Origin of the sequence: Streptomyces glaucescens, from assembly GCF_002154375.1 — a bacterium.
GTDB classification, from domain to species: Bacteria; Actinomycetota; Actinomycetes; order Streptomycetales; family Streptomycetaceae; genus Streptomyces; species Streptomyces glaucescens.
In genome coordinates this window covers 1-22,462 of record NZ_MUND01000229.1, presented here as the reverse complement: position 1 = coordinate 22,462, position 22,462 = coordinate 1, and the positions used below count along the sequence as shown (strand labels likewise).

14 protein-coding genes are annotated in these 22,462 nt (G+C 70.4%); 9 read left to right on the top strand and 5 right to left on the bottom strand.

Annotation, left to right across the window (positions count from 1 at the left end; all coding sequences use genetic code 11):
* Nucleotides 1-83 precede the first annotated feature (83 nt).
* The 3 genes from fusA to CCN42_RS16760 all read left to right on the top strand — a co-directional run bounded on the left by fusA (nt 84) and on the right by CCN42_RS16760 (nt 5,374).
* On the top strand, nt 84-2,168 hold the full coding sequence (gene fusA, locus CCN42_RS16770) for an elongation factor G (protein ID WP_086736626.1): 2,085 nt from the start codon (nt 84-86) through the stop codon (nt 2,166-2,168).
* Between the two features lie 199 nt (nt 2,169-2,367).
* Nucleotides 2,368-4,059 carry a GmrSD restriction endonuclease domain-containing protein gene (locus CCN42_RS16765; protein ID WP_086736624.1) on the top strand — a complete coding sequence of 564 codons (1,692 nt, stop codon included), beginning with the start codon at nt 2,368-2,370 and terminating at the stop codon, nt 4,057-4,059.
* 370 nt (nt 4,060-4,429) lie between these two features.
* Nucleotides 4,430-5,374, top strand: coding sequence for a serine/threonine-protein kinase (locus tag CCN42_RS16760; RefSeq protein WP_086736622.1), 945 nt, complete (start codon nt 4,430-4,432; stop codon nt 5,372-5,374).
* A 33-nt stretch (nt 5,375-5,407) separates the two neighbouring features.
* Here CCN42_RS16760 and CCN42_RS16755 read toward each other — a convergent pair whose 3' ends face one another.
* Together CCN42_RS16755 and CCN42_RS16750 are read right to left on the bottom strand one after the other, a co-directional pair.
* On the bottom strand, nt 5,408-7,675 hold the full coding sequence (locus tag CCN42_RS16755; protein ID WP_086736620.1) for a UvrD-helicase domain-containing protein: 2,268 nt from the start codon (nt 7,673-7,675) through the stop codon (nt 5,408-5,410).
* Nucleotides 7,672-14,574 carry a DEAD/DEAH box helicase gene (locus CCN42_RS16750; RefSeq protein ID WP_086736619.1) on the bottom strand — a complete coding sequence of 2,301 codons (6,903 nt, stop codon included), beginning with the start codon at nt 14,572-14,574 and terminating at the stop codon, nt 7,672-7,674. The genes CCN42_RS16755 and CCN42_RS16750 overlap by 4 nt, the downstream gene beginning before the upstream one ends.
* A gap of 313 nt (nt 14,575-14,887) precedes the next feature.
* On the opposite strand from CCN42_RS16750, the gene CCN42_RS16745 reads away from it, so the two are divergent.
* From CCN42_RS16745 to CCN42_RS16720, 6 genes are read left to right on the top strand one after another with little or no spacing between them, the layout of a single operon-like run.
* A complete protein-coding gene (locus CCN42_RS16745) occupies nt 14,888-15,310 on the top strand; it encodes a WXG100 family type VII secretion target (protein ID WP_086736617.1) in 423 nt (140 codons plus the stop codon).
* A gap of 54 nt (nt 15,311-15,364) precedes the next feature.
* Nucleotides 15,365-15,679, top strand: coding sequence for a WXG100 family type VII secretion target (locus tag CCN42_RS16740; protein WP_086736615.1), 315 nt, complete (start codon nt 15,365-15,367; stop codon nt 15,677-15,679).
* The gene (locus CCN42_RS16735) at nt 15,607-17,415 is read left to right on the top strand and encodes an RNase A-like domain-containing protein (protein ID WP_158102096.1); all 1,809 of its coding nucleotides are present in this window, start codon (nt 15,607-15,609) and stop codon (nt 17,413-17,415) included. The genes CCN42_RS16740 and CCN42_RS16735 overlap by 73 nt, the downstream gene beginning before the upstream one ends.
* A gap of 27 nt (nt 17,416-17,442) precedes the next feature.
* A complete protein-coding gene (locus CCN42_RS16730) occupies nt 17,443-18,009 on the top strand; it encodes a hypothetical protein (RefSeq protein WP_086736613.1) in 567 nt (188 codons plus the stop codon).
* A gap of 59 nt (nt 18,010-18,068) precedes the next feature.
* Nucleotides 18,069-18,368 carry an RNase A-like domain-containing protein gene (locus tag CCN42_RS16725; protein ID WP_086736611.1) on the top strand — a complete coding sequence of 100 codons (300 nt, stop codon included), beginning with the start codon at nt 18,069-18,071 and terminating at the stop codon, nt 18,366-18,368.
* 13 nt (nt 18,369-18,381) lie between these two features.
* Nucleotides 18,382-19,038 carry a contact-dependent growth inhibition system immunity protein gene (locus tag CCN42_RS16720; protein WP_086736609.1) on the top strand — a complete coding sequence of 219 codons (657 nt, stop codon included), beginning with the start codon at nt 18,382-18,384 and terminating at the stop codon, nt 19,036-19,038.
* Nucleotides 19,039-19,178: 140 nt separating this feature from the next.
* Here CCN42_RS16720 and CCN42_RS16715 read toward each other — a convergent pair whose 3' ends face one another.
* The 3 genes from CCN42_RS16715 to CCN42_RS16705 form a co-directional block, all read right to left on the bottom strand.
* Complete coding sequence (locus CCN42_RS16715) at nt 19,179-19,793, bottom strand: hypothetical protein (RefSeq protein WP_245877320.1); 615 nt, start codon at nt 19,791-19,793, stop codon at nt 19,179-19,181.
* Nucleotides 19,794-19,846: 53 nt separating this feature from the next.
* Nucleotides 19,847-21,082: an AAA family ATPase gene (locus tag CCN42_RS16710; RefSeq protein ID WP_086736607.1), complete on the bottom strand. Its 1,236-nt coding sequence runs from the start codon at nt 21,080-21,082 to the stop codon at nt 19,847-19,849.
* Between the two features lie 236 nt (nt 21,083-21,318).
* A complete protein-coding gene (locus tag CCN42_RS16705; protein WP_245877319.1) occupies nt 21,319-21,843 on the bottom strand; it encodes an ATP-binding protein in 525 nt (174 codons plus the stop codon).
* Nucleotides 21,844-22,462 lie beyond the last annotated feature (619 nt).

The following is a 22,462-nucleotide window of genomic DNA, read 5'->3' as shown; positions in this document are numbered from 1 at the left end:
TCCCTGTCCCGCCCTCCGGCTCTCGTTGCGGACAATCGCGCGCCGCCCTTTTGCACACCACACACTTCGAAAGGCCATGGGCCGTGCGTACCGACCTCACCAGCCTCACCACCGTCCGCAACCTGGGCATCCTCGCCCACGTCGACGCGGGCAAGACCACCGTCACCGAGCGGATCCTGTATGCCACCGGCACCACCCACAGACGCGGTGAGGTCCACGACGGGACCACCGTCACCGACTTCGACCCGCAGGAGCGTGACCGCGGCATCACCATCTTCGCGGCGGCGGTCAGCTGCGCCTGGGACGGTCACCGCCTCAACCTGATCGACACGCCCGGCCATGTCGACTTCGCCGACGAGGTGGAACGTTCGCTGCGGGTGCTGGACGGGGCGGTCGCGGTGTTCGACGCGGTCGCGGGCGTGGAACCGCAGAGCGAGTCGGTGTGGCGGCAGGCGGACCGGCACGGCGTGCCGAGGATCGCCTTCGTCAACAAACTCGACCGCGCGGGTGCCGACCTCGACGCGGCCGTCGCGTCGATCCGGGACCGGCTGCACCCGGCGCCGCTGGCCGTCCAGTTGCCGATCGGCTCGGAGGACGGCTTCCGCGGCGTCGTGGACCTGATCCGCATGCGAGCACTGACCTGGGCGGAGGCGGGGGAGGCCATGGTGGCGGGGCCGGTGCCGGACGAGCTGAGGGAGGAGGCGCGGCGCCGTCGGCGGATGCTGGAGGAGGCGGTCGCGGAACGGCATACGGGCGCGCTGGAGGAATTCTGTACGCAGTCGACGGTGTCCTCCACGACGCTCGTCGCCGCCCTGCGCGACCTCACGCGCAACGGTGACGGAGTGGTCGTGCTGTGCGGGTCGGCCTACCGCAACCGCGGGATCGAGCCGCTGCTGGACGCGGTGGTGGCGTATCTGCCGTCACCGGTGGACGTGCCGCCGGTGCGCGGCATCCCGGAGGGGAACGGCGTCCCGGAAGGCAACGACGAGGTGCGGGAGGAACGCACCGCCGACCCCGACGCCCCCTTCGCCGCCCTCGCCTTCAAGGTGAACGCCACCCCCACCGGCCGCCTCACCTACCTCCGCGTCTACTCCGGCACCATCGAGAAGGGAGACATTGTGCGGGACGCGAACGCCCGCCGTACCGAGCGCATCGGCCGCATCCTGCGCGTGCAGGCGGACCGGCACGCCCAGCTGGAGCGCGCGGTCGCCGGTGACATCGTCGCCGTCGTCGGGCTGAAGTCCGCGCGGGCCGGTACGACCCTGTGCGACCCGGCCGCCCCGATCGTCCTGGAACCGCCCGGCGTCGCCGACCCGGTGGTCTCCGTCGCGGTCGAGGCGCGCCGTACCGCCGACTCCGACCGCCTGGCCACGGCCCTCGCCCGGCTCGCCGAGGAGGACCCCTCCCTGGTGGTACGCACCGACCCGGAGACCGGGCAGACGGTGCTGTCGGGCATGGGCGAACTGCACCTGGAGGTCGCGGTGGAGAAGATCCGCCGCGCCCAGGGCCTGGACGTCGGTGTCGGCCGGCCGCGGGTCGCGTACCGGGAGACGGTGGTGCGCGGCGTCCGGGGCCATGTCCACCGGCACGTCAAACAGGACGGCGGCGCGGGCCAGTTCGCGCACGTGGTCCTCGACGTCGAGCCGCTGCACCCCGAACCCGGCGGAACCGGCTTCGCGTTCCGCTCCACGGTCGTCGGCGGGCGGGTCCCGCAGGAGTACGTCCGGGCGGTCGAGGCGGGCTGCCGCGACGCGCTCGCCGAGGGCCCGCAGTCCGGTCACCCGGTGACCGGACTGCGGGTGACGCTGACCGACGGCTCGACCCATGTGAAGGACTCCTCGGAGATGGCGTTCCGCACCGCGGGCCGCGCGGCACTCCTCGGCGCCCTGCGCGACTCGGCGATGACCGTCCTGGAACCGGTCGCCGAGGTCACGGTGACCGTGCCCGAGGACGCCGTCGGCGGCGTCCTCGGCGACCTCGCCGCCCGCCGCGGCCGGGTGACCGGTTCGGCCGTACGGGCGGGCGCGGCGGTCGTCACCGCCACGGTGCCGCTGTCCGAACTCTTCGGCTACGCGACCCGCCTGCGCGGCCGCAGCCAGGGCAGGGGCACCTTCACGGCCCGGCCCACCGGCTATGCGCCGACCTCGCATACTGCACCGACGCGCTAGCGACGCGGTCCCCGGCGCGGCGGCCGCGAACGGTCGTCGGGTTCCCGGTCTCCCTTCCCGCAACGGGGGGGAGACCGGCGGGCTGCCTCAGGAGCACGAACCGTCTTGGCCGCCACCGTCGATGTGCCTTCGAGGTTGTGACGAACGCCAACGAAGGTGGATATCGTGTGATCGGTAGATCACTCGCAGTGGGGGCGGCATGGGGCTGGCTAACGAAAAGATCATTTCTCAGGTCGAGGACCTGCTGCACGGTCGGGTCGTCATCCCGTCCATCCAGCGCGACTTCGTCTGGATGAGGCCCGACGTACGCGATCTTTTCGATTCCCTCTACCGGGGCTACCCGGTCGGTGCCCTGCTGCTGTGGAAGACCAATCTGACCGTCCCTTTCAAGACGGCTGCCGTTGTCCAGGCCGACAAGTCGGCGCATCAACCGTTCTACCTACTGGACGGGCAGCAGCGGTTGACGTCCCTTGCCTGGGTGTATCGGCCGGAGTCCAAGGCCGACGGTCGTCTCATCGACCTGCGTTTCGACGTGCGTACCGAGGAGTTCGTGAACCCGAGCGCCGTCCAGCGCAAGGATCCGCTGCTGGTCCCGGTGTCGACGTTGCTACAGGAGAACGTGCAGTTCTACCAGGTTCTGCGCAAGGCTGACGTGTCGATCGACGATCCACATTTCGACACGTGGATCCAGCGGTTGCAGAAGGTGAACAACATCCGGCAGCATCAGATCGCCGTCATCACCTACGAGTCCGACGACTACGAGGAGGTCGCCGAACTCTTCGCCCGGCTGAACAAGGGCGGTCGTCGGCTGTCCAAGGGTGATCTCGTGTACAGCGCCATCGCGGCCCGCTGGGCGGACGGGCTGGACACGATGGACGCCTTCCACCAGGAACTGCAGGATGGCAACTTCGCACTGAACAGGGAAGCCGTCCTGCGCCTCATGAGCCTCCTCGCGGGAACCGGCGCCCACCACATCAAGCTCATCGGGGCGGAGGTGGACGAAGCCGCGCTGAAGGAGGCCTGGCAGGCCACCGAGAGGGCCCTGCGCTTCGCCATCGACTTCCTGAAGGGCGAGTGCTCGATCCCTCGCTCCGAGGTTCTCTCGTCGCCGAACGTCACGATCGTGCCGGCCCTGCTGCTGCACCACCGGGACGGCAAACTGCGTCCGGGGGAGGCGCAGATGCTGCGCCGCTGGGTGTACACGGCGATGGCCTTCAGTCATTACTCACTGCAGGTCGAGGGCAAGCTCGATGCGGAGGCCAGGCTGATCAAGTCGCGGGCGGGAGAAGACCTGTTCGCCGAACTCGTCCGCAGGGCCTCCGGCACCCGGTCCCTGGACAGCGCCCTCCACCCGAGGGACCTGGAGCAGAAGTACTCCACGCATCCCTTCTTCAAGCTGCTCTACATCGCCGCGCTGCGGGGTACGGCGAGGGACTGGGCGACCAACATTGCCATCAGCGACCAACCGATGAACAGCAGTGCGAAGATCGAGTATCACCACGTGTTCCCGCGCGCCCGAGTCCAGGGGACATACGCGAAGGAAGAGTGGAACAGCCTCGCCAACCTGGCCTTCGTCACCGGTCAGACCAACAAGATGATCTCCTCGACGCTGCCCGTCGACTACATGGCGGGCATCGCGCCCGAGCGCCTGGCCGAACAGTGGATCCCCGCCGATCCGGAGCTGCGGTCCCTGGAGAGATTCCCCGACTTCCTGGCCGCACGCAGGAGCTTGCTGGCCAACGTCCTGAACGAACTGCTGGGGCTGCCCGCGTACACCGGGCAGGCCAATCATCAGGACACCGACGAGCTGCCCGCCGACGAGCAGGTGATCGCGGAGGACCCGGCCGCGCCCACACTCGCCCGAACCAACGGTGAGGAACTCGGCACCTAGCACGGTGCTGGGAGCCATACGATCTCATAAGGCCAATGCCTTGACAGGAATATCCTTGTGGGACGGCACCCGCCGTGGTGTGGGTCCTCTGCTCGCACATCGAACCGGATCGCAGCGACTGGGCGTTCTGGAACGTCACTGACACAGGGCAGTTCCTGCGAGGCATCCGGTGGCAATGTGCCTGCTGCCTCGGCTCGGGCCACTCGACGAGACGTTCGTGGAGCCGCCGCGGGATCGCCTGGGCCTTGAAGGCCCCCTGCTGGTGTGCGAGAGGCTGGTTGACTTCTTCCGCGCGGGCTGTCGATGGAAGGCCTCTGGCCAGACCGTTCGTGCACCGACATACCCCTGGGGCACACCGGAGGAAGTGAACGTGGAGCAGTTCGCTGCGGGCAAAGTCCTGCGCGGCAGGTACCGGCTGGACCGGATCCTGGGCAGAGGGGCGATGGGGCACGTCTGGCAGGGGACGGATGTGTATCTGGAGCGTCCTGTCGCGGTCAAGACCGTCGCTGCGGATCTTCTGGCCCTGCCCGACTGGCGCCACACCGCCCTGGCGCGCTTCGAGAGGGAGGCCAAGGCCGCCGCTCGTCTGGACCACGCCAACATCACCACCGTGTACGACGCGGCCGTCACCGAGGACGTCTGCTGCCTGGTGATGCAGCTCGTCGACGGGACGACCCTCGACAACGTCATCGACGGCGCCGACGGCGGACGCCTTTCCGTGCCCACCGCGGTCTCCGTAGCCGCGCAACTGTGTTCAGGGCTGTCCGCCGCCCATGCGGCCGGCCTTGTGCACCGCGACCTCAAGCCTCAGAACGTCATGGTCCGCACCAGCGGTCTGGTGAAGATCCTCGACTTCGGTCTCGTGAAGGTTCTCTCGGACACGGACCCACGGCTCACCATGACGGGCGAAACGCTCGGCAACGTGTCCTACGCCTCGCCTGAACTCCTGTCCGGCGAAAGGCCCTTGGACGGTCGCAGCGATCTGTACGCGGTGGGGTGTCTGCTGCACCACATGCTCACCGGTCGCCCTCCCTTCCACGGTGAGGGTCCCGCCGAGCTGGTGACTCGGCACCTCACCGCGTCCCCGCCCCGGTTGGCCGACCGCGGTGCCGATGTCCCGGCCGCGATCCAGGATCTGCTGCACGCACTGCTGTCCAAGCGTCCCGAGGATCGTCCCAGCAGCGCGGTGGACGTCTACGCGGCACTCGCCCCGTACCTGCCGGCCCCTGATCCGGTACTCGCGACCCGCAGGACGCCGCCGGAGGATCCCCGGCGGCCGTTCCTCGTGCCCCAGGGGCCGGTCGTGCCGCGTTAGCCGGAGCGAACCGCGGCACGAGCCCGGGGACGGTCACGCCGCGGCCGGCGGCCGGACCTTGATCAGTTCCCTGAGGAACGGGCTCGGCTCCCCGTGCCAGAAGACATCCAGGCTGTCCCGGGCACGCGTGGCCGCCACGAAGAGCAGGGACCGGGCGCGCTGCATCTCCGCCCGGTAGCGCGCCGGGTCCGTGGTCCGCCGCTGCTGGACGCCCGCACGCGGCACCAGTCCGTCGGCCACCCCGGCGATGATCATGCGCTGGTATTCGAGCCCCTTGAACCGGAACATCGTGCCGATGTGGACGCCGCTGTCGCCGCGGGGCCCGTCCGGGCCGATCTCCAGCGCCCGGATGCCGTGCTGGGCCAATGTGTACGCGACTTCGCTCGCCATCTGGTTGGTCGGCACGGCGATGGCGATCTGTTCGTGCGGTACCTGACCCCAGGACTCGATCAGCGCGGCGATCGCCTCGCGCTCGTCCTTCCAGTCGTTCAGCCTGTGCAGGTCCGGGACGGCGCCGGTGAGTACGGACCGGTACCCGGCCAGCGTCTCGGCGCTGCCGTCGAGATCGTCATACATCTCGTCGCCGAGCACGTTCAGCGCGGAACGCAGGATCTGCCGGGTGGTGCGGTAACTCAGCGACAGCTTCGACGACCGGCCTCGGATGTTGATGCCGAGGCTGCCGAGGGTCACCTGGTTCTTGTAGATGCGCTGGTGGGTGTCACCGACCAGGAAGAGATCGTTGCGGTCCGGAGCGGTCATCGCACGCAGCATCTTCCAGTGTGCGGGCCGCAGGTCCTGAGCCTCGTCGACCACGATGTGCCGGTACCGATAACGCAGCCAGCCTCCCGAACCGTCGGCCACGTGGATGTTGTCCAAACCGTCCACTGCCTCCCGCTGACGGTCGATGGCCTGGATACGCCGGGCGCGTTCCACCTCCAACTGCGCCGCCCGCTCCGCGACTTGGTCCCACGTCTGGACTCCGAGCCGGTCCAGGCGCTGGGTGAACCGCTCGGCAAGCTGGCAGATCTCGGCACGCTCGGCACGGGTGACCGTGGCCCCGCGTCCGGCGCGGCGCGCCCGGAAGTAGTCAGTGCGGGAGGTGATGGCCTGGCCGAGGATCACCTGCGTCCATTCGTCGTTCAGGAACTCCGCGTCCCAGCCGTCCTCACCGAGTTCGTCCAGGAGCGAGCGCCATTCGCGGACCGCCTGTGCTTCGTCGACGATCCGCTTGCGGTTGCCCGGTTCCGCCTCCCGGACGGTCCGCAGCGCCAGCTGGTCGACGTGACTGATCTCGACGCGGGACAACAGCGCCTCCCCGCCGAGCGCCAGCAACCGGGATCGCAGGTCCGCCGCGAGGTTCTTGTTGTACGTGGTCAGCAGGACGGGCTTGTTCCGGCCGGCCGGGAGCTGCTCGACCAGGTGCTTGACCCGGTGCAGCGCCACGATCGTCTTGCCGGTGCCGGGCCCGCCGCCCACGCGCGCCGGACCGCTGTAGTCCCGTGCGACCAGCTTGGCCTGGGTGGGGTGCAGGAATACCTTCCAGCGCCCGAAGTCCTCACCCTCCAGCGCCTCGCGCAGCGCGTCGTCGGTCGTGGTGACGATGGTGGCGGGACGTTCGACGGCGGCTCGGAAGTCCTCCGGGTCCACGGGTTCCGGCGCCGCGACGGGGGCGGTGACCTGCTCCAGGACGTCGTCGTACTCCTTGCCGTCGTACAGCGCCAGCAGCACCTCGCCGGTGAGCTGGGGCGCGTACTCGACGAGTCCGAGGAGCTGGTCCTCGGTGGTCAACGCGGCGACGACCGGCACCAGGGAGGGCGCCACACCCAGATCGGTGAGCTGCTGTTCCGACCACTTCGCGAACAGCGGCCGCGGAGCGACCGGCTCGGCGGGACGGGCGGTCTCAGCCGGTTCGGCGGGCGTGACGGTCCGCGGGGCCGCGGGAGTGAGCACCTCCTCCTGCACGACCCGCAGGTCCACGTACTCGATACCGCCGGTGACGCGGTTGACCGAGTACGTGAGCCGGTCCAGATGCGCATACACGTCCTTGCGGTGCTTGACCGAGACGATCAACCAGTCGTCGTCGGCCAGGCGCAGCAGCAGGGCGCGGTACTCGTCGTTGACGCGTGCCGAGTACAGCTTGTCGTGCCCTTGCAACTGCTTGAGACGCAGGCCGGCGGAGTCGGGGTTGGTCTTGAACTTGTGCTGGAAGTCGTAGATGGCTCCCTTGACCGGGCGGGGGAGCTTGAGGATCTCCCGGTCCGCCTTGTCGAGCAGGCGCAGCGTCACGTTCTTGCCGGTCACGGCTGTTCGTTCTCCCCGTTGTCCGCGATGGTGCCGTCAGGCTGGTCAGAGTGTTTCCGGTCGCCGGACGGTGGTTCGCCGGCGAGGCGGTCCGCGATGTCGTCCGCGGTCCAGCCGGCGGCGGGCCGCACCTCCCAGCCGGCCGCGGCGAACGCACGGTCGCGGTCGACGGCCTCCGGATCCTCGTCCTCGCCCTCCGGCGGGCGCGGGGCGAGGACGACACCGACGCGTGCGCCGGGCCAGGCCAACTCGGCCAGCCAGCCGTTCTCGTCGAGCTCGTAGCCGTCCTCGGGAACCGGGACACCACGCGCGGCGAGGGTCTCGGCGAGTGCGAGCAGGCCCGGCTCGTCCGGGTCCAGGTATTCGACGACCCGGTCCCACCCCGCGTCCCGGACGGGCGGGACGACGGCCGCCGCGGACACCTCCGCGGCGGCCGGGGCCCGCGGCGAAGGCGCGGCGGTCTCGGCCGGCGCGGGCGTGCCGTCGGCGGTCGCGACAGTGACGCGGACACTTTCCAGGACCCCACTGCCGCCCGTGACCGCCAGAGTCTCGACGGCGAACCCGTCGAGGCGGCCGGTAGTGAGCTGGACGGCGTCACCGCCGCCGTTGTCCAGGAACTGGAGCAGGTTGGACCAGTACAGCCAGGCCCGCCAGCGGCGCTTGTGCGCTTCTTCCCGGGTGTGGACGTCCGGCGCGTCGTCGAGGAGGGCGATACCGGTCCACGCGGGGGGCTTCGCACGGCCGTCAGCGGCGAGGACCAGTGGCAGCTCCGAGTCGTCGGTGACCGTGAACAACTGCACCGGGCCACGCGGTCCTGCGGGCGTCGCGCCGCGCAGCGCACCCATGATCTGCTCACCGAGCACGTCCGGCAGCAGCGCGACAGGGCGGGCTCCGGTGCCCATGAAACCCGCCAGCGCGGCCTCCGCCCGCCACTGCCAGCGCCTCGCGTCCGGCAGGCGTAGATACTCCACGAGTTGCACGGCCGGATTGACCCACACCGTCTCCGCGAGCTCGCCGGGCAGGCCGCCCCACACCTTGGCGTAGTAGTCGCGGGCCTTGCCGCGGGCCTGGTCGCCGTACGGCTCCCATACCGGACGAGCGGGGCCGGTGCCCGCGTGGCCGGTGTCCCGAATGCGGCGCTGCCACTCCTTCACGTCGCCGTAGGTGAGCTGGAAGACCCTGAGCCCTTCCGCCCGCAGTCGCGTGCGTTTGGCGGCGTCGTCGCCGACCCGGTTGTGCTCCCGGCCGGCGTGGAACTCGTAGCCGTCCAGGTAGACCGCCACGCGCGGACCGGGCGCGTCGACCCGTTCGAAGAGGACGTCGGGGCGGGTGCCGTCGAGAATGCGCTGCTGTGACACCCGCCAGCTCAGCGTGGTGCCGTCGGCGGCGGTCAGCCGCAGGTCCAGCGCGTGCGTGCCGGCTGGCGTGATGTAGGCGTCGCCGCTGGCACGGCTCTCAGGCAGCCCGGCCCACTCGCGCAGCGTGTCCATGAACAGGACTTCGAGATCGCTCTCGGCCTGCCGGTGCATCGGGATGTGCTGGGTGGTGGCGACGGGAGAGGTACGCCAGCGCTCGCCGTCCGCGCCGAGCAGCTCGTCGAGCATCTGCCGGACCTCGTTGCGGCTGACCTTGTCGTAGTCGGCCGGCGGCACGCGACGCAGCAGACAGCGGTGACAGCCGTCCAGTCCCTTCTCCAGACAGCCGCAGCCCTCGATCACCTCGCGCGCCTTCAGCAGGACCTCGCGGAAGCCGTCGGAGGTCGCGAGGCGGTGCAGGTACCCCGTGCCACCGGGCAGCCGGTCGTACACCACGAGGAACCGGCGTGGCCAGTCCCGGTCCTCGCTGTCCGGCATCGACGCGGCGGTGATGTCGATGTGATCGGGGTCACCGCCGTAGCGGGCGGCTATGCCCGCGAACAGCGCGGCGGTGAACGAAGCGAGCCGCTCCTTGGCCCTTGCCACGGACGCCGGCAGCAGGATGCGGACGGCCTCCGTCGTCAGTTCGTGCGCCAGCAGCAGCGGCACGTCCAGTCCGGCGCCCTGTTCCTCCCCGCTGCCGCGCAACCGTCGGCGCGGGCACCACAGCTGGTGGTGGGCGCTCGCGCGGGTGGAGTGGGCCAGCGAGGCCGTGAGAGCGTGCTGCGACTGATCGACGACAGGCTGCCCGTCGGCCGTCGCCCCTCCACAACTCGTGCACACGTAGAACGGGTTGAGACGTACGTCGTCCCCGGCCAGCGGGACCGTGCTGCTGCCGTCCTGCCGGTCGACCCCGAGGTTCAAGGTGCGGACGACGGCCCTGCGCGTGAAGTCGGCGCCGAAGACCGCGGTGTCGTGCCGCCACGATCCGGCCGCCAGATGAGCCGGGTCGATGTCGACGGTGGTGAGGACCGCGTACCGCCTCCGCTCCCGTTCGTCACGGTCGTCCCGCACCCGGGCGTCGTCCCGCTTGTCCCGGGACATCACCCGCCGGGGCTCCAGCACGTGGTGCACGCAGCCCGCGTCGGCGATCTCCCGGGAACCGCACCGCGGGCACGGCGAGGTGTCGTTCTTCGGGTCGCCGTGCGTGCGCGCGTAGCCGCAGGCCGGGCACAGGCGCCACACCGCCCAGGCGCGCCGCTCGGGACTGCCGATGTCCAGGGCGCGCACGACGTGCCGGTAGCCGTTGACGTAGAAGCTGTTGCCGGGGGCCAGTTCGGTCAGGGCCAGCTTGCGGGACCGCTCGTAGTCGCGGACCTCACTGCGGTACACCCACTCCCGGCGCTCGTCGTCGCCCTCCGGGGCCTCCGTGCCCTCGTCGTCCCCGGACGCCTCCTTCCAGTAGAGCGTGGCCTCCAGCGACGTGGTCGTGTCGGTGAGGCTGTAGTTGGGCAGCAGGCCCAGTTCGACGAGGGCGCCGTGAGCGCTGGTCTGGCTCAGCTCGCGCAACAGCTCGCTACTGGCTCGCCGTTCCGCGAGCAGCTCGCGCCGCTCCGCGCCCTGCTCACGGTCCTCGGCGAGCAGGCCGTCCATCGCCGTGTCGATGGCGGCGATGCGGCGGCGCAGCTCCTCGCGGCGTGCCGTCCACTCCTCCTCGGCCTCCTGCAGCGTGCGCGCGACGCCGCCGGTGGCGTACGCGCGCAACTCGTCCGCGGCGTGCGCGGACACCCCCTGGTCATCCGGGCCGTCGGAGGCTTGCGGGAACAGCGCCAGGAACTGCTCAACCAGCCGTGCTCCGTGGGTGAGCGCCGCGTCCGCCAGGTCCTGGCACCAGCCGGTCGTGCCGAACAGCGCCGACGACAGGCGCGGCACCGGCATGAGCGGCTCGCCATCCGAGGTGGTGAGTTCGCCGCGCGCCGCCCGGTCCAGGAGATGAGCCGTGTACTGGCGGCGCAGGATCTCGACGGCCGACAGGTAGCAGCCCGGCGGCACGATGTCACCGGCGATCATCTCGGTCGGGTCGTCCAGGTAGTACCGGTCACGGGCCCGGCGTCCGCCGAAGGCGACGACCAGCGCGTTGCCGGTCCTGCGTCCGGCCCGCCCGGCCCGCTGCACGTAGTTCGCCGGGCCGCCCGGCAGCGAGCCGAGCAGCACCGCCGACAGGTCGCCGATGTCGATGCCCAGTTCCAGGGTGGGGGTGCAGGAGAGCACGTTGGGGTCGGTGTAGTGGGCGCCCTGCCGGAACGTCCGCTCCACACGCTCCCGTTCGGGCCGGTTCAGCATGCCGGTGTGCTCGGCCGTGACGACCCGGTAGGTGCCACCGGTCAGATACAAGCGGCGGTAGTAGTCGGCGCGGTAGTCACGCTCCAGCTTTCCGCCGAAGCCGCCGCTGCCCGCGCCGGTCGACGACATGCCGTACTGCGGCGGGGTGAGGATGCCGGTGCAGCGCCAGCGCGGGCAGGGGTGCCCGTACCAGCGGGTGCGCCGCTCGGGCGGCACCACCTGCTGCCAGCCGCACTCCTCGCAGGACACGAACGCCCTGTTGACCAGGTCGTCCGTCAGCAACCGCACGTGAATGTGGCCCGGCTGCAGCCCGTAGACGCGGGTCATGCGGTCCTTGGCGGTGCGCACCGACAGCACGCCCTCGTCGGCGAGGACGGGCAGCAACCTGCGCAGGTACTCGGTCGCCTGCGCCGCGTCCAGGCCGAGGCAGCGCCGCGTCCAGTCCTGGTACCAGTTGCCCTTTCCGGTGATCGTGTCGAACCTCGTCTTCTCCTTGGGGCCGTCGAGCAGGAACCTGGGCGGCGCCACGCGCCCCTCGGGGAAGGCGGGCATACCCTCTGGTCGCTGCCCGGAGATCAGGTACTGGTTGACGCCCGCTTCCTTGATCCAGGTGTCCAGCCACCGGTGCCGCACGCCGCCGCGCAGCCGCAGCCGCTCCAGCAGCCCTCGCACGTAAGCGAGGTACCGGTCGGGCGTGGGCAGACCGCCCTCCAGCCCCAGTTGCCCTGGCAGCGTGAGGTGGAGGTCGCGGGCGAGCGCGACGATCCGGTCCGGATCGGCGACCACCACCTCCGCGGCCGTCGTCCGGGTCAGCTCCAGGGTGCGTCCGAGCCGTGACCGAAGCCCGAACTCCATGACGGTCGCGAACGCGAGCCGTTCTCCGATGAGCTTCCAGGTCCGCGCATCCCCGGTACCGCGTCCCGACAGGAGCCGGTCCACGCCCGGTTCGTCGTGCAGGTCGGGCGGGACGACCGCGGCCAGCGTCTGTGAGTCGTCCACGGAGTCCAGGACGTCGCCGATCAGGTCGTTGAGCGGGAGCGCCGCGCCGGAGTCGTCCAGCTGGTGCGCCAGCAGCGAGCGCAGCGAAAACTTGTACGACGCGTTGGCGACGTACCCGGCCCGGTGCGCCGCGTCCTGAGTGGAGTCGTTGAACAGCAGCGTCTTGCGCTCCTCCGGCGCGAGCGCGATCTCCTGGCCGCCGGTGAACAGCTGGGTGACCGTGGCGGAGGCCAGCGCGGCGAGCGCGGTGCCGAGGAACCTGATGCCGTTGTCGGTGTTGCACGCCGGACAGGTGTCGTCCTTGGCGGCCTGGTCGGCGGTCTTCTTGTCCAGGACGGCCCGCGCGAACCAGGCGTCCTGCAGCCCCTCCCCGTCCTCGGCGACCGGCATGCGGTAGGTGCTCTGCGCCCCGTCCAGCACGATCACGGACTGCGGATCGACACCGCCGGCCTGTTTCGGCGCGGTGCCGGTGAGCGCCGCGAGCGCGTCCCGCGCCTCGGCCGGCGTCGCCGAGATGAAGTACCGCAGCCGCCGCTTGTCACGCCCGACAGCGGCCTGCCAGATCCGCAGCGGGCTGGTCTCCAGCTTCTGCGGGTCGGCCTCCGGGGACAACGCCGCCCAGCCGGAGCGGCCGCACACGCGGCAGTAGACAGCTGGGAGGTGGGCCTGGGCCGGTCGCTGCACGGTGTCCGAACCGGGTAGCGCCTGGGGACGCCGCGAGTCCGTGGCCGGCCATTCGTCGCTGTCGGACGAGTCTTCGGACGCGGACGCCGCGGTGAGCGCGGAGCGCCGGGCGACGGTCCGCTCGTCCTCGTACCAGCGGAACTCCGGCCGGGCGCCCACCCCGCTCAGCACCCGTCCGACCGGGCGGACCCACAGGTGCGCCTCGATATGCAGCAGCGGACGCGGTCGGCGCTCGTCGGACGCCGGGTCCCGCGCGGACGACAGCAGCGCGACGAACCGCGACAGCGCCTCCAGGGCGAGCCGCGGGTTCTCCCGCGCGGTGCGCGCCCACGCGTACCCGAAGCGGGCCATACGGTCCCGCAGCCCCCACTCGTCGAGCGGATCGCCGTTCAGCAGCGCGAGCACACCGTGGGTGAAGTCATGTCTCCTCAGCAGCCGCCCGATCTGGAAGGCGTCCAAGCCCCGCCGCCCCAGCAGCCGTTCGGCGAGCCCGTCCAGGTCGAGGCGGTCCGGATCGGACTCCACGCCCGGCCCGCCCGAGACGTCGATGACCTCCTTGGGACTGGGAGGCTCCGGCAGCTCGTAGTCGATGTCACCGACGAAGTCGTCCGCGCTCAGCCGCTCCTCGCCGATCACCGCGTCGGGACCGAAGGGCACGCCGAACACCTGCTCGGCGACCGTGAGGATGCCGCCGGTGTCGCCCCCGCCCTCACCGAGGGTGGCCGAGGTCGCCACCGGGCAGATCGAGCCGAGAGGCCGCTCCGGCTCCGAGGCGCCCACGGCGGACGCCAGCCGCCGGAGCAGCATCGCCACGTCGGTGCCCTGTGCGCCGTCGTAGGTGTGGAACTCGTCCAGCACCACGTACGCCGGGTCCGCGCCCTCCCACAGCGGCTGGTCCTCGGCCCGCTGCAGCAGCAGGTCCAGCATCTTGTAGTTGGTGATCAGCACGTCCGGGGGCGACTGGCGCATCTCCTCGCGCCGCGTCATCACCCGCCGGAAGTCCGTGTCCGGCTTGTCGCCGATGTAGAGACCGGCCGTCACCTGGGCCAGTTCGGGCTGCGCCAGGTAGTCGCCGATGCGACCGGCCTGGTCGGTGGCGAGCGCGTTCATCGGGTACAGCAGCACGGCCTTCACCCCGCGCCTGCCCAGCGCCTTCTGCCGCCGGCAGTGGTCGAGCACGGGGATCAGGAACGACTCGGTCTTGCCGGACCCGGTGCCGGTCGTCACGAGCGTCGGCTCGGCCGCCCCCTTGCACGTGCTCAGCCGCTCCCATGCCTTCGCCTGGTGCCGCCACGGCGTGAATGACGGCTGCCATTCCAGCGCCGACCGCCACCCCTCGTCAGCGGGGTGGAACGGCGTCCTGATCCGCAGGTACGGCCCCCGGAAGATCCCCGTCTCCGGATCCCCGAGGAACCGCTCCAGCGCGAGCCGCGTGTCCTCGTCGGCCAGCGCGTACGTCGTCGTGAGGTACTGCGTCAGACTGCCGCGGAGCTGCGCGGCGGCCAAGGTGGGCTTCACGAGGACCTTTCGGGCAAGTCGAGTACCGGGACCGCCCGGTACGCCCAACCGTGCAGCCGGCGAAGGCACCGTGACGATCAGCGTCAAAAATAACGCCCACCTCGGACATCGGCACCCACCTGGCCGAATCCCGGACCCCGTCGCCCGCGCGGATGCGACGAGGGTGCGAGCGGGTCCCGTGACGCCCCTGGCCGACAGTGCTGCCCGCCCGCTGCTTCCGGCCCGCCGCCGGGGCCGGACCCGGAAAGCGCGGAGTTAGGATTCTGTGCAAACGCGATTTGTCATGCCGAGTCACGGGGGCGGAGCACGGAGCATGGGCGTACATGACGCGGACGCGAGCCCAGAGGGCGGCGCCGATCTGAAGGTGTCGAGCCAGGACCTCACCAAACTGGCTGATGACCTCGACGAGATGCAGAGGTACCTGAACGACCAGGTCACGCGAATGGACCAGATCGTCGACCGCATCGAGGCGGGTTGGCGCGGACCGGCCGCGACGGCATACCGAGGGTTCCACCGGGCGGCGGCCGAGGACGCAGTGCGCATCCGTGAAGTGATGCGGCACCTCGAGCAGGCCGTACGTATGAGCCGGGACGGCTTCACCGAGGACGAACTGGACGTGATGGCCCGGCTGCGGAGCATTCCGGTGGACATCGACAGCGAGGTCGACAAGCTGTCGACACCGAACCCGGAGGCGACCGGGCCCACCCAGCCGCGTAGTAGCTTCGACTCCTTCTGAAGGCCGACGAGAGCCACTGCCGCGACCGCGACGACACCTACGAAACGGGGAACCATGCCGACCGGGAGCGCGGACGACGACCGCATCACCGTCTCCTTCGCCACCCTCCGTGAGCTCACAGCCGAGCTGGAGGACATCCTCAAGAAGCTCAACGGAAGTCTGGACGACCTCCACGACCGGGTCGTGCCGGTCGTGCTGTCCTGGAAGGGGGAAGCCCGCGAGGTCTTCGTCGAGGAGCTCGACGAGTGGGACCGCTCGGCCCGGGACCTCCAGGCGGCCCAGAAGTGGCTGCACGGGTGCGCGACCACGAGCCACATCAACTATGCGGCGGCGCACCAGGCCGTGCTGCGCGGCTGGGGGGCCGGCTGATGGGGACACCACCGCCGGGTCAGAACGGCACCATCGACGTCAAGCCGACCGACCTCCACCGCGTCTCCGGCGGCGTGGCGAGCCAGCAGACGGCGATGGACAAGGGCGCCAAGAGCCTGCTCGACGAACTGCACAAGTATCCGGACGCCGGCGGTTACGGCACTTCGCCTCAGGCGTTCGCGACATCGTACGTCAAGGTGGCAAACCGCTTCCTCGAAGTCTGGGCCAAGAGCGTCGTCAGCATCGGCGGCGCCGCGGTCGGCTTCACTTCGACGGCCAATGCCTATGCGAAGGCGGACGCGGCCAACGACCCTTCGGGAAAGACGAAGCCGGTCGTCCAGCCGCTGCCGAAGGTCATTGAGAAGCCGCCTGCCTACGGCCCCGTACCGAATCTCAAGTGGGGCGACTACGACGGCGGCGACGACGTCGTCCGCAAGCTGCTCGAGTGGGTGCCCGAGCCGATCCGGGACGTACTGAGGCCGGTGGTCAAGCACGCCTTCCGGATGGGCAAGGTCGCCGAGGTCTATCCGTATCCCCAACAGCACTACCTGAACTCGCTGTCCAAGGCCTGGATGGCGGCGACCACGTCGCTCTCCATGGTGGAGAGCGGGCTGACCGGGAACGTCAGCAGCATCACGCAGCAGGCCAACAGCGAGTGGTACGACGCGATGCGCCAGTTCTGCAGTTCGCTGTGGGGGACGACGGCGTGGGGCAAGAGCCGAGAGAACTACGAGTGGAAACACGACAGTTCCTCCTCGCAGACCTCCACCCACCCCGTGATGACCGTGTTGTTCGACACGGCTCAGAAGGTCAGCGATCTTCTCTACGAGTTCGCCGAGGCGGCCGTCTATGTCAATGGCGAGGTGTGGGACGTCTACCTCGAGGCCGTACGCGACGCGGTGCCCAGGATCGAGGTCGACCTCAAGGACGGCGTGGGCATGGACGATGTCAAAGGCCTGGTCAAAGGCGTGGTCAAAGGTGTTGGCAAGGGCGCCCTCCAGCTGGGCCAGGGCATCGTCCTGAACATGGACACGGCCAAGCTGAACTCGATCGTCACCACGTACAACCGACGGGTCGACGCACTCGTTCCGCAACTCGACGCGCTCATGGGCCCCCTGGACGAGGCACACAGGAGTGCTCCGAAGTTCGAAGCCCAGGAGGCGCGCGCTCAAGGGTTCGGCATGCGGGCCCTGGAGGAGTTCAAGGACTCGCAGGTCTGGCTGAAAGTCGACTCGGCCGGCAAGTACGACCTCAACCTCGCCGCCAACGAGTACATGGAGAACGGCCACACCCTGGACAAGCACGTCGGCAAGACGGACGAGCAGTTGGCGCAGCGCCTGCGCGACCAGCAGGTGAACGGACCGACCCAGGCCTGGCCGTACGGCAAGCCGAAGCCCGGCGCCTCTTCGGCCTTCCCGAACTACCAGCGAGCGGAGCAGCTGACCGAGTACAACCTCAACCAGAACAAGGCCGCCATCGAGGCGTGGATCAAAGGCCCGCCGCCGCCGGGGGAGGGACAAGTCAAGGATTTCCGCTCGACCGCGCCGAACGGCGAGACCAGCGGCCGCAGCGTGTTCAAGCAGCCGGTGGACGCGAACGACCCACTCTCCGGGTACAAGCAGGGCGGCATGCACGTCAAGGCGTACGACGTCACCGGCATCGACACACGGATCCGGTACGACAGCAGCCGCACCCCGCCGTTCACCGTCATGACGTCGATGCCCTCCAAGTCCTAGCGCGCCGCCGAGAAAGGCCAGCACCACATGTCCGTCGACCAGACCTCCTGGGAAGCCGCGGTACGCCACCTGTTCGAGGACGCGTACCCGTACGACGCCACGGGTCCGCGGCGCCACGAGGACTGGGTCCTCGACGTCCTTGCGCTGATGGCCCGGGCCGTCCCTGATCCCCGGGGCTGGACCGGCCTCGACGACCCGGCGCAGGCCCCGGAACGCGAGGGGTCCCCCACGTATCCGTTCGCCGTCCACCCCCCGGAGTACATCGCACAGCGCCTCTACGAGATCGACCGGGCCAGCGCCGAGAACCTGCTGCTGGCCCTCACGGACGACTGCTGCACCCTGTCCAACCTGAAGCGCTTCACGGAGAGCGAGGAGGAACTGCGGGCGATGGCACGCACGATCCTCGCGCGGTACGGGGACCAGGCCACCTATCACACCAATGTCAGCAGGCCAGGCCCTGTGCCCGGCACGCTCGACTTCACGACGTCGCACTGGGGGTACAACCCGCTGAGCGACGTCTACTCGGAGGACTGCGGCTTGGTCGTCGTCTCCGAAACCGAGGTGGGCATGTTCTGGAACTTCTCCGACTACTGATCCGGTTGCCGATCCTTGCAGGTGCAGCTCCTGACCAGATCCTTTGAAAGGATGCCTCCGTGCTGACCCGTTCCGCTTCCTACCCCGACCGGGAGACCGCCCAATGGGCGACACAGCAGGTGGTGACCGCCAACGAGCAGGTCATCCACCGCTGGCTCGCCCAGGGCACCCGGGCCCGCCTCACCATCGAGGCCGCCTGGCCGTCCCGCGAGGAGCCCGTGGGCCGGGTTCAGCTGGAGGGCGACCTGCTGGCAGGGCAGGGGCCCGTTGACGTCCGCGCCGCGCGCGTGGTGCTGCGCCGCGAAGCTTCGAGCCCGCACGGCTTCGTCGTCCACACGACCGTCCCGTTCTACCTGTAGGGGCCGCCCGCACATGTCCATGAAGCCCCTCGAACACGACCGCCGGTACGGCGAGCTGGACCAGGTGATGCGCGCGTACCTGGGGCAGTCGGCCGACGACACCCCGGAGCGGCGCAGCCGCGCGCTGGACGCGTACCTCCGTCACACCTGGCACACCCGCCCTTGGGCCATCGCGGAGGCGGAGCGCCAGCTGCGCGAGTACAGCCGCAACCCGCCGGGCCGCATCCGCCAACAGCTGGGCGAGTTCTACGCGATCCCGGACACCGGGATGCCCCAGTCCGAGATCGGCGACTGGCTGATGGTGCTGGCCGACCACCTGAGGAAGAGCATCGAGGAAGGCGACGTCCCGGAACCGTCGTCCCCGCGGACTCACTGGGAGTGGCACGCGCGCTTCCCGGAAACCGCGCAACTGCTCGGCGGCTGGTTCTCGCAGGACATCGTCGACGAGTTCCCCGACCACGACGCCGCCGTCGCCGACTACGCCGCCACCACCGACCCCCACCTGGTCGCACGCCTCGTGGGCGAGCTCCACGAGCTGCTCGCCCTCCCTCTGGACGAGGGTGACTACGCCTTGGCAGCGGCTGAACTCGGCATGGAGGTCGGCCCGCCCGAGCCGTTCTCCTACGGTGCCTGGTTCCAGTCGCTGGCGACGACGCTGGCCGGCGGCTGATCTGGGCTTGAGGTCGCCCTTCAGTCGTTGCACGACCTCTTGGGCCAGCGCCTGGTGACTTCGCCGCTGTCCAGCCGAACACGGCGGCGGACTCAACGCCGGAGCCTCGGCACCACGACCCGGCCTTCGGCGTCAGGCGGTCAGGTCCAGCCGGCGAGGTCCCCGACGAAGTCCGCGTACGAGCGGTTGGTGCCGCGCGGGGAGGGGATCAGCCGGTGCTCCAGCGCCTCGCGGGCGACCTTGGGGCCGTCGCTCTCCCGGAAGACCGGCAGGCCGAGCCCCCGCTTGAGCTCCTCCTTGGCGTCCTTGACACGGCCGGTGTCCTTGTCGAGCAGACGGTCGGGGACCTTCCAGCGCGGACGGACGCGGGGGAAGGCTTCGGGGAAGAGCAGCAGCCAGCCCTCGCTCTCCCACGCGGCGAGCGCGAGCGCCGTCCGGAGCCCCTGGCACTGGCCGGCGAGTTCGGCGGTGAGCGTCTTGCGGATCCGGTCGTACCGGGCGTCGGCGTAGCCGTCCAGGTCCTCGTGGATGACGAACCCGAGCAGCTCGGCGCGCTGTTGGAGCGCCTTGGCCCGTGCCTTGCCGACCAGTGTCTTCACCGCGGCGGCCAAGTCGGGGCCGGATTTCTTGCGCAGCCGCACCGGGTCGTTGATGCGGACCAGTTTGGCCGCCGCGCTCAGATCGGGCCGGTGGGCGCGTATCAGCGAGGCCAGGATTTCGCAGTCGTTCTGGTCCTCGCCGGCCAGCACGATCACGCCCCGTTCCTCTGGTCGGGACGCCCGCCCGCCGCCCTGCCGTCCCCTCGGGGTCACAGTTCACCCCCGGTGAGGTCGCCGCCCAGCACCCCGGAGAACCACAACTCCCCGAGCGGTTGTTCACCGGACTCCTCGACGATCTCCTTCACCTCGTCGACGGTGAGGGCCGGGATGATCGACGCGCCGTCCTCGTCGCGGTCGCACACGACGAACTCCTCCGGATACAGCCGGTTGACGAGGGCGGGGGAGTGGGTGGCGACGATGAACTGCGTCCGCTCGGCGGCCTCGCGCAGTCGCTGCACGACGAGTTCCAGGGCCTGCGGATGCAGCCCGTGGTCGATCTCCTCGATGCAGGTGAACGCCGGGGGGTTGGGGTCGTACAGCAGGGCGAGCAGACCCAGGAGGCGGACGGTGCCGTACGAGGCGTCGGCGAGCGGGGTCAGGCGGCGCAGACCGCGTTCGCGCAGGACGACGGTCAGCTGGTCGGTCGCCCCGCCGACCTCCTCGAACTCGATGTTCTCCAGCTGCGGCAGGACCGTGCGGGCATCGGCGACCAGATCGTCCCAGACCTCCTCGCGGCCACTGAGGTGGATCAGGAACCCGGCCAGGTTCTCGGCGTGCGGCGAGAGGGTGGCGAAGTCCGTGCCGCGAAGGCGGGTCGGCTGCCGGGCCGCCGCCACGTCGACGTCGAAGACCCGGAACGACGACAGCCGGTCGGCGACCCGCGTCACCTCGTCGCCGCCGTCGGAGGGGCCGAGCCGGGGAAGCGTGGACAGGCCGCTGCTCAGCCTCCGGATGCCGAAGCTGCCGCTGTCCTTGCTCTCACCCGCCCGCACGTCGAGGATGCGCGCCTCCTCACCCGAGATGGTGATGCGCCGGCCGCGACCCTGCCTGCGCTTGAACGCGAAGCTTTCCTCCCGGGACAGGGCGTAGGTCAGCCGCTTGCCGTCGCGGTTCGCCGACAGAGAGCGCCGCCGGATGGTGAGGTTGTACTCGTCGGGGGCGTTGAGGGAGGAGTTGCTGGTCCAGGTGGCCTTGAGCTGGACCCGCATGGAGGTCGGCGGCTTGGTCCCACCCCAGAAGGCGACCTCGTCGAACCCGCCGCGGGTGTCGAGGGCCGGCTGGAGGTCGGTGCGGATGATGTCGGCGAGGAAGTCGAACACCTTCAGCACGTTGGACTTGCCCGCGCCGTTCGGGCCCACTAACACCGTGAGCGGACCGAGTGGCACGGTCACGTCGCGCAGACTGCGGAAGTTCTCGACGTGCAGTTCGAGGAGACGGCCAGGCATGGGACGAAACCTATCGGGTCGGTGATCGCGGTGCTGGGGGATGGGCCGGATGCGTTGCCCCTGCCGCTGTGTGTTCCGTCCTGTCCGTGCGCGACACGAACGGTGGTGAGGGCGCGGTCCGGACGAGGTGACCGGCATGGGAAGCAGATTAGGCGGGGCCACTGACGCCCGAGGTTCCCGGCCTCCGGTGCGTCGTCGGCTCGGTGCGTCGCCCCCGTCGCCGTGGGGGGGTGCGGTCAGGGGTGCGACGGCGGGTCGGCGAGGCGATCGGCGGGTGCCTGCCGGGGACAGCCGGGCCGGTCGCTCGACGCGGTGCCCACCACCGCCCACACGGTTTTGCCGGGGCCCCGGCGGCGGTCGATGACGCCCCAGTCGTCGGCCAGCGCGGTGACGAGGAGGAGGCCGCGGCCGGACTCGGCGTCGGGGTCCGTGGGAGGGGTGACGGCGGGGCGGTGTTCCGCGCGGGTGTCGGAGACCTCCAGGCGCAGCCGCCTGCCGTCCGCCTCGGCGGCCAGCCGGACGTGGAAGTCGCGGCCGGGCACCCGGCCGTGCCGTACGGCGTTGGCGCACAGCTCGGCGGTGATCAGGGTCAGCGCCTCGTTGACGTCACCGTCGTAGGGGTGGCCCCAGGAGTCCAGGCAGTGCGCGACGAACAGCCGGGCCAGGCGGGCGCCCCGCGGGGTGGAGGTGAAGGCCATGGCGAACTCGGTGGGCAGCGTGGGAACGGAAAGCCAGCGGCGCTGTGAGGAAGGGCTGTGCATGCGGTCAGCGTGGCGGCTGGGGCGCGCCTGCCACCAGGAGCGACGCCTGTACGGGAGTGTGCTGTACATGAGGCGGCGGGCAGCTGTGGCGGAGTGGTGTCGACTCGCCGGAGGACGCCCGTGACGGCCGCGCCCTGCGGCCACCACGGTCGCCGTGGTTCGTGCGCCCGACGGCATGCTCGTTGAGGGGATGCCGGTCCCGGCGGACCGTGACGTGAAGACGGTCGGCCTCGGGGCCTCGCCGACCTGGGCTTCCCCGGCGTGGACCAACTTGACAGCCCCGACGGCCCGGTCACCGGTACCGGCTTCAGGCCACGCCGTAGGAAGCCCCGGGCGGCGGTCCGACGCCCTGTCCGCTCGGTTCGTCGCCGCCGCCCGCGCGCGAACCTCGGACTCAAGCCGCGAGAGTGCCGGCAAGCCACGACTGACGCGTCGGATCCACGCCCTCGTGGGAGGCCGGGCATGACGGTGTCAGGCTCGGCGGCAGCGGTCTCGAAGCTCGGAGATGACGGCTTTCTCGCGCGCGTTGACGTCACCGTCCACAGCGGCCACGCGGTCGGCCGCGTCGAGGAGGTCGCTCAGATCCCCCGGCTCGGCCTCTATGCGTTCCCACACCTCG

What these genes read in the sequence shown, in the direction of transcription:
- CCN42_RS16710 (WP_086736607.1), bottom strand. Translation starts at nt 21,082, where the DNA reads ATGCCTGGCCGTCTCCTCGAACTGCACGTCGAGAACTTCCGCAGTCTG.
- CCN42_RS16765 (WP_086736624.1), top strand. Translation starts at nt 2,368, where the DNA reads ATGGGGCTGGCTAACGAAAAGATCATTTCTCAGGTCGAGGACCTGCTG.
- CCN42_RS16745 (WP_086736617.1), top strand. Translation starts at nt 14,888, where the DNA reads ATGGGCGTACATGACGCGGACGCGAGCCCAGAGGGCGGCGCCGATCTG.
- CCN42_RS16720 (WP_086736609.1), top strand. Translation starts at nt 18,382, where the DNA reads ATGTCCATGAAGCCCCTCGAACACGACCGCCGGTACGGCGAGCTGGAC.
- CCN42_RS16705 (WP_245877319.1), bottom strand. Translation starts at nt 21,843, where the DNA reads ATGCACAGCCCTTCCTCACAGCGCCGCTGGCTTTCCGTTCCCACGCTG.
- CCN42_RS16730 (WP_086736613.1), top strand. Translation starts at nt 17,443, where the DNA reads ATGTCCGTCGACCAGACCTCCTGGGAAGCCGCGGTACGCCACCTGTTC.
- CCN42_RS16740 (WP_086736615.1), top strand. Translation starts at nt 15,365, where the DNA reads ATGCCGACCGGGAGCGCGGACGACGACCGCATCACCGTCTCCTTCGCC.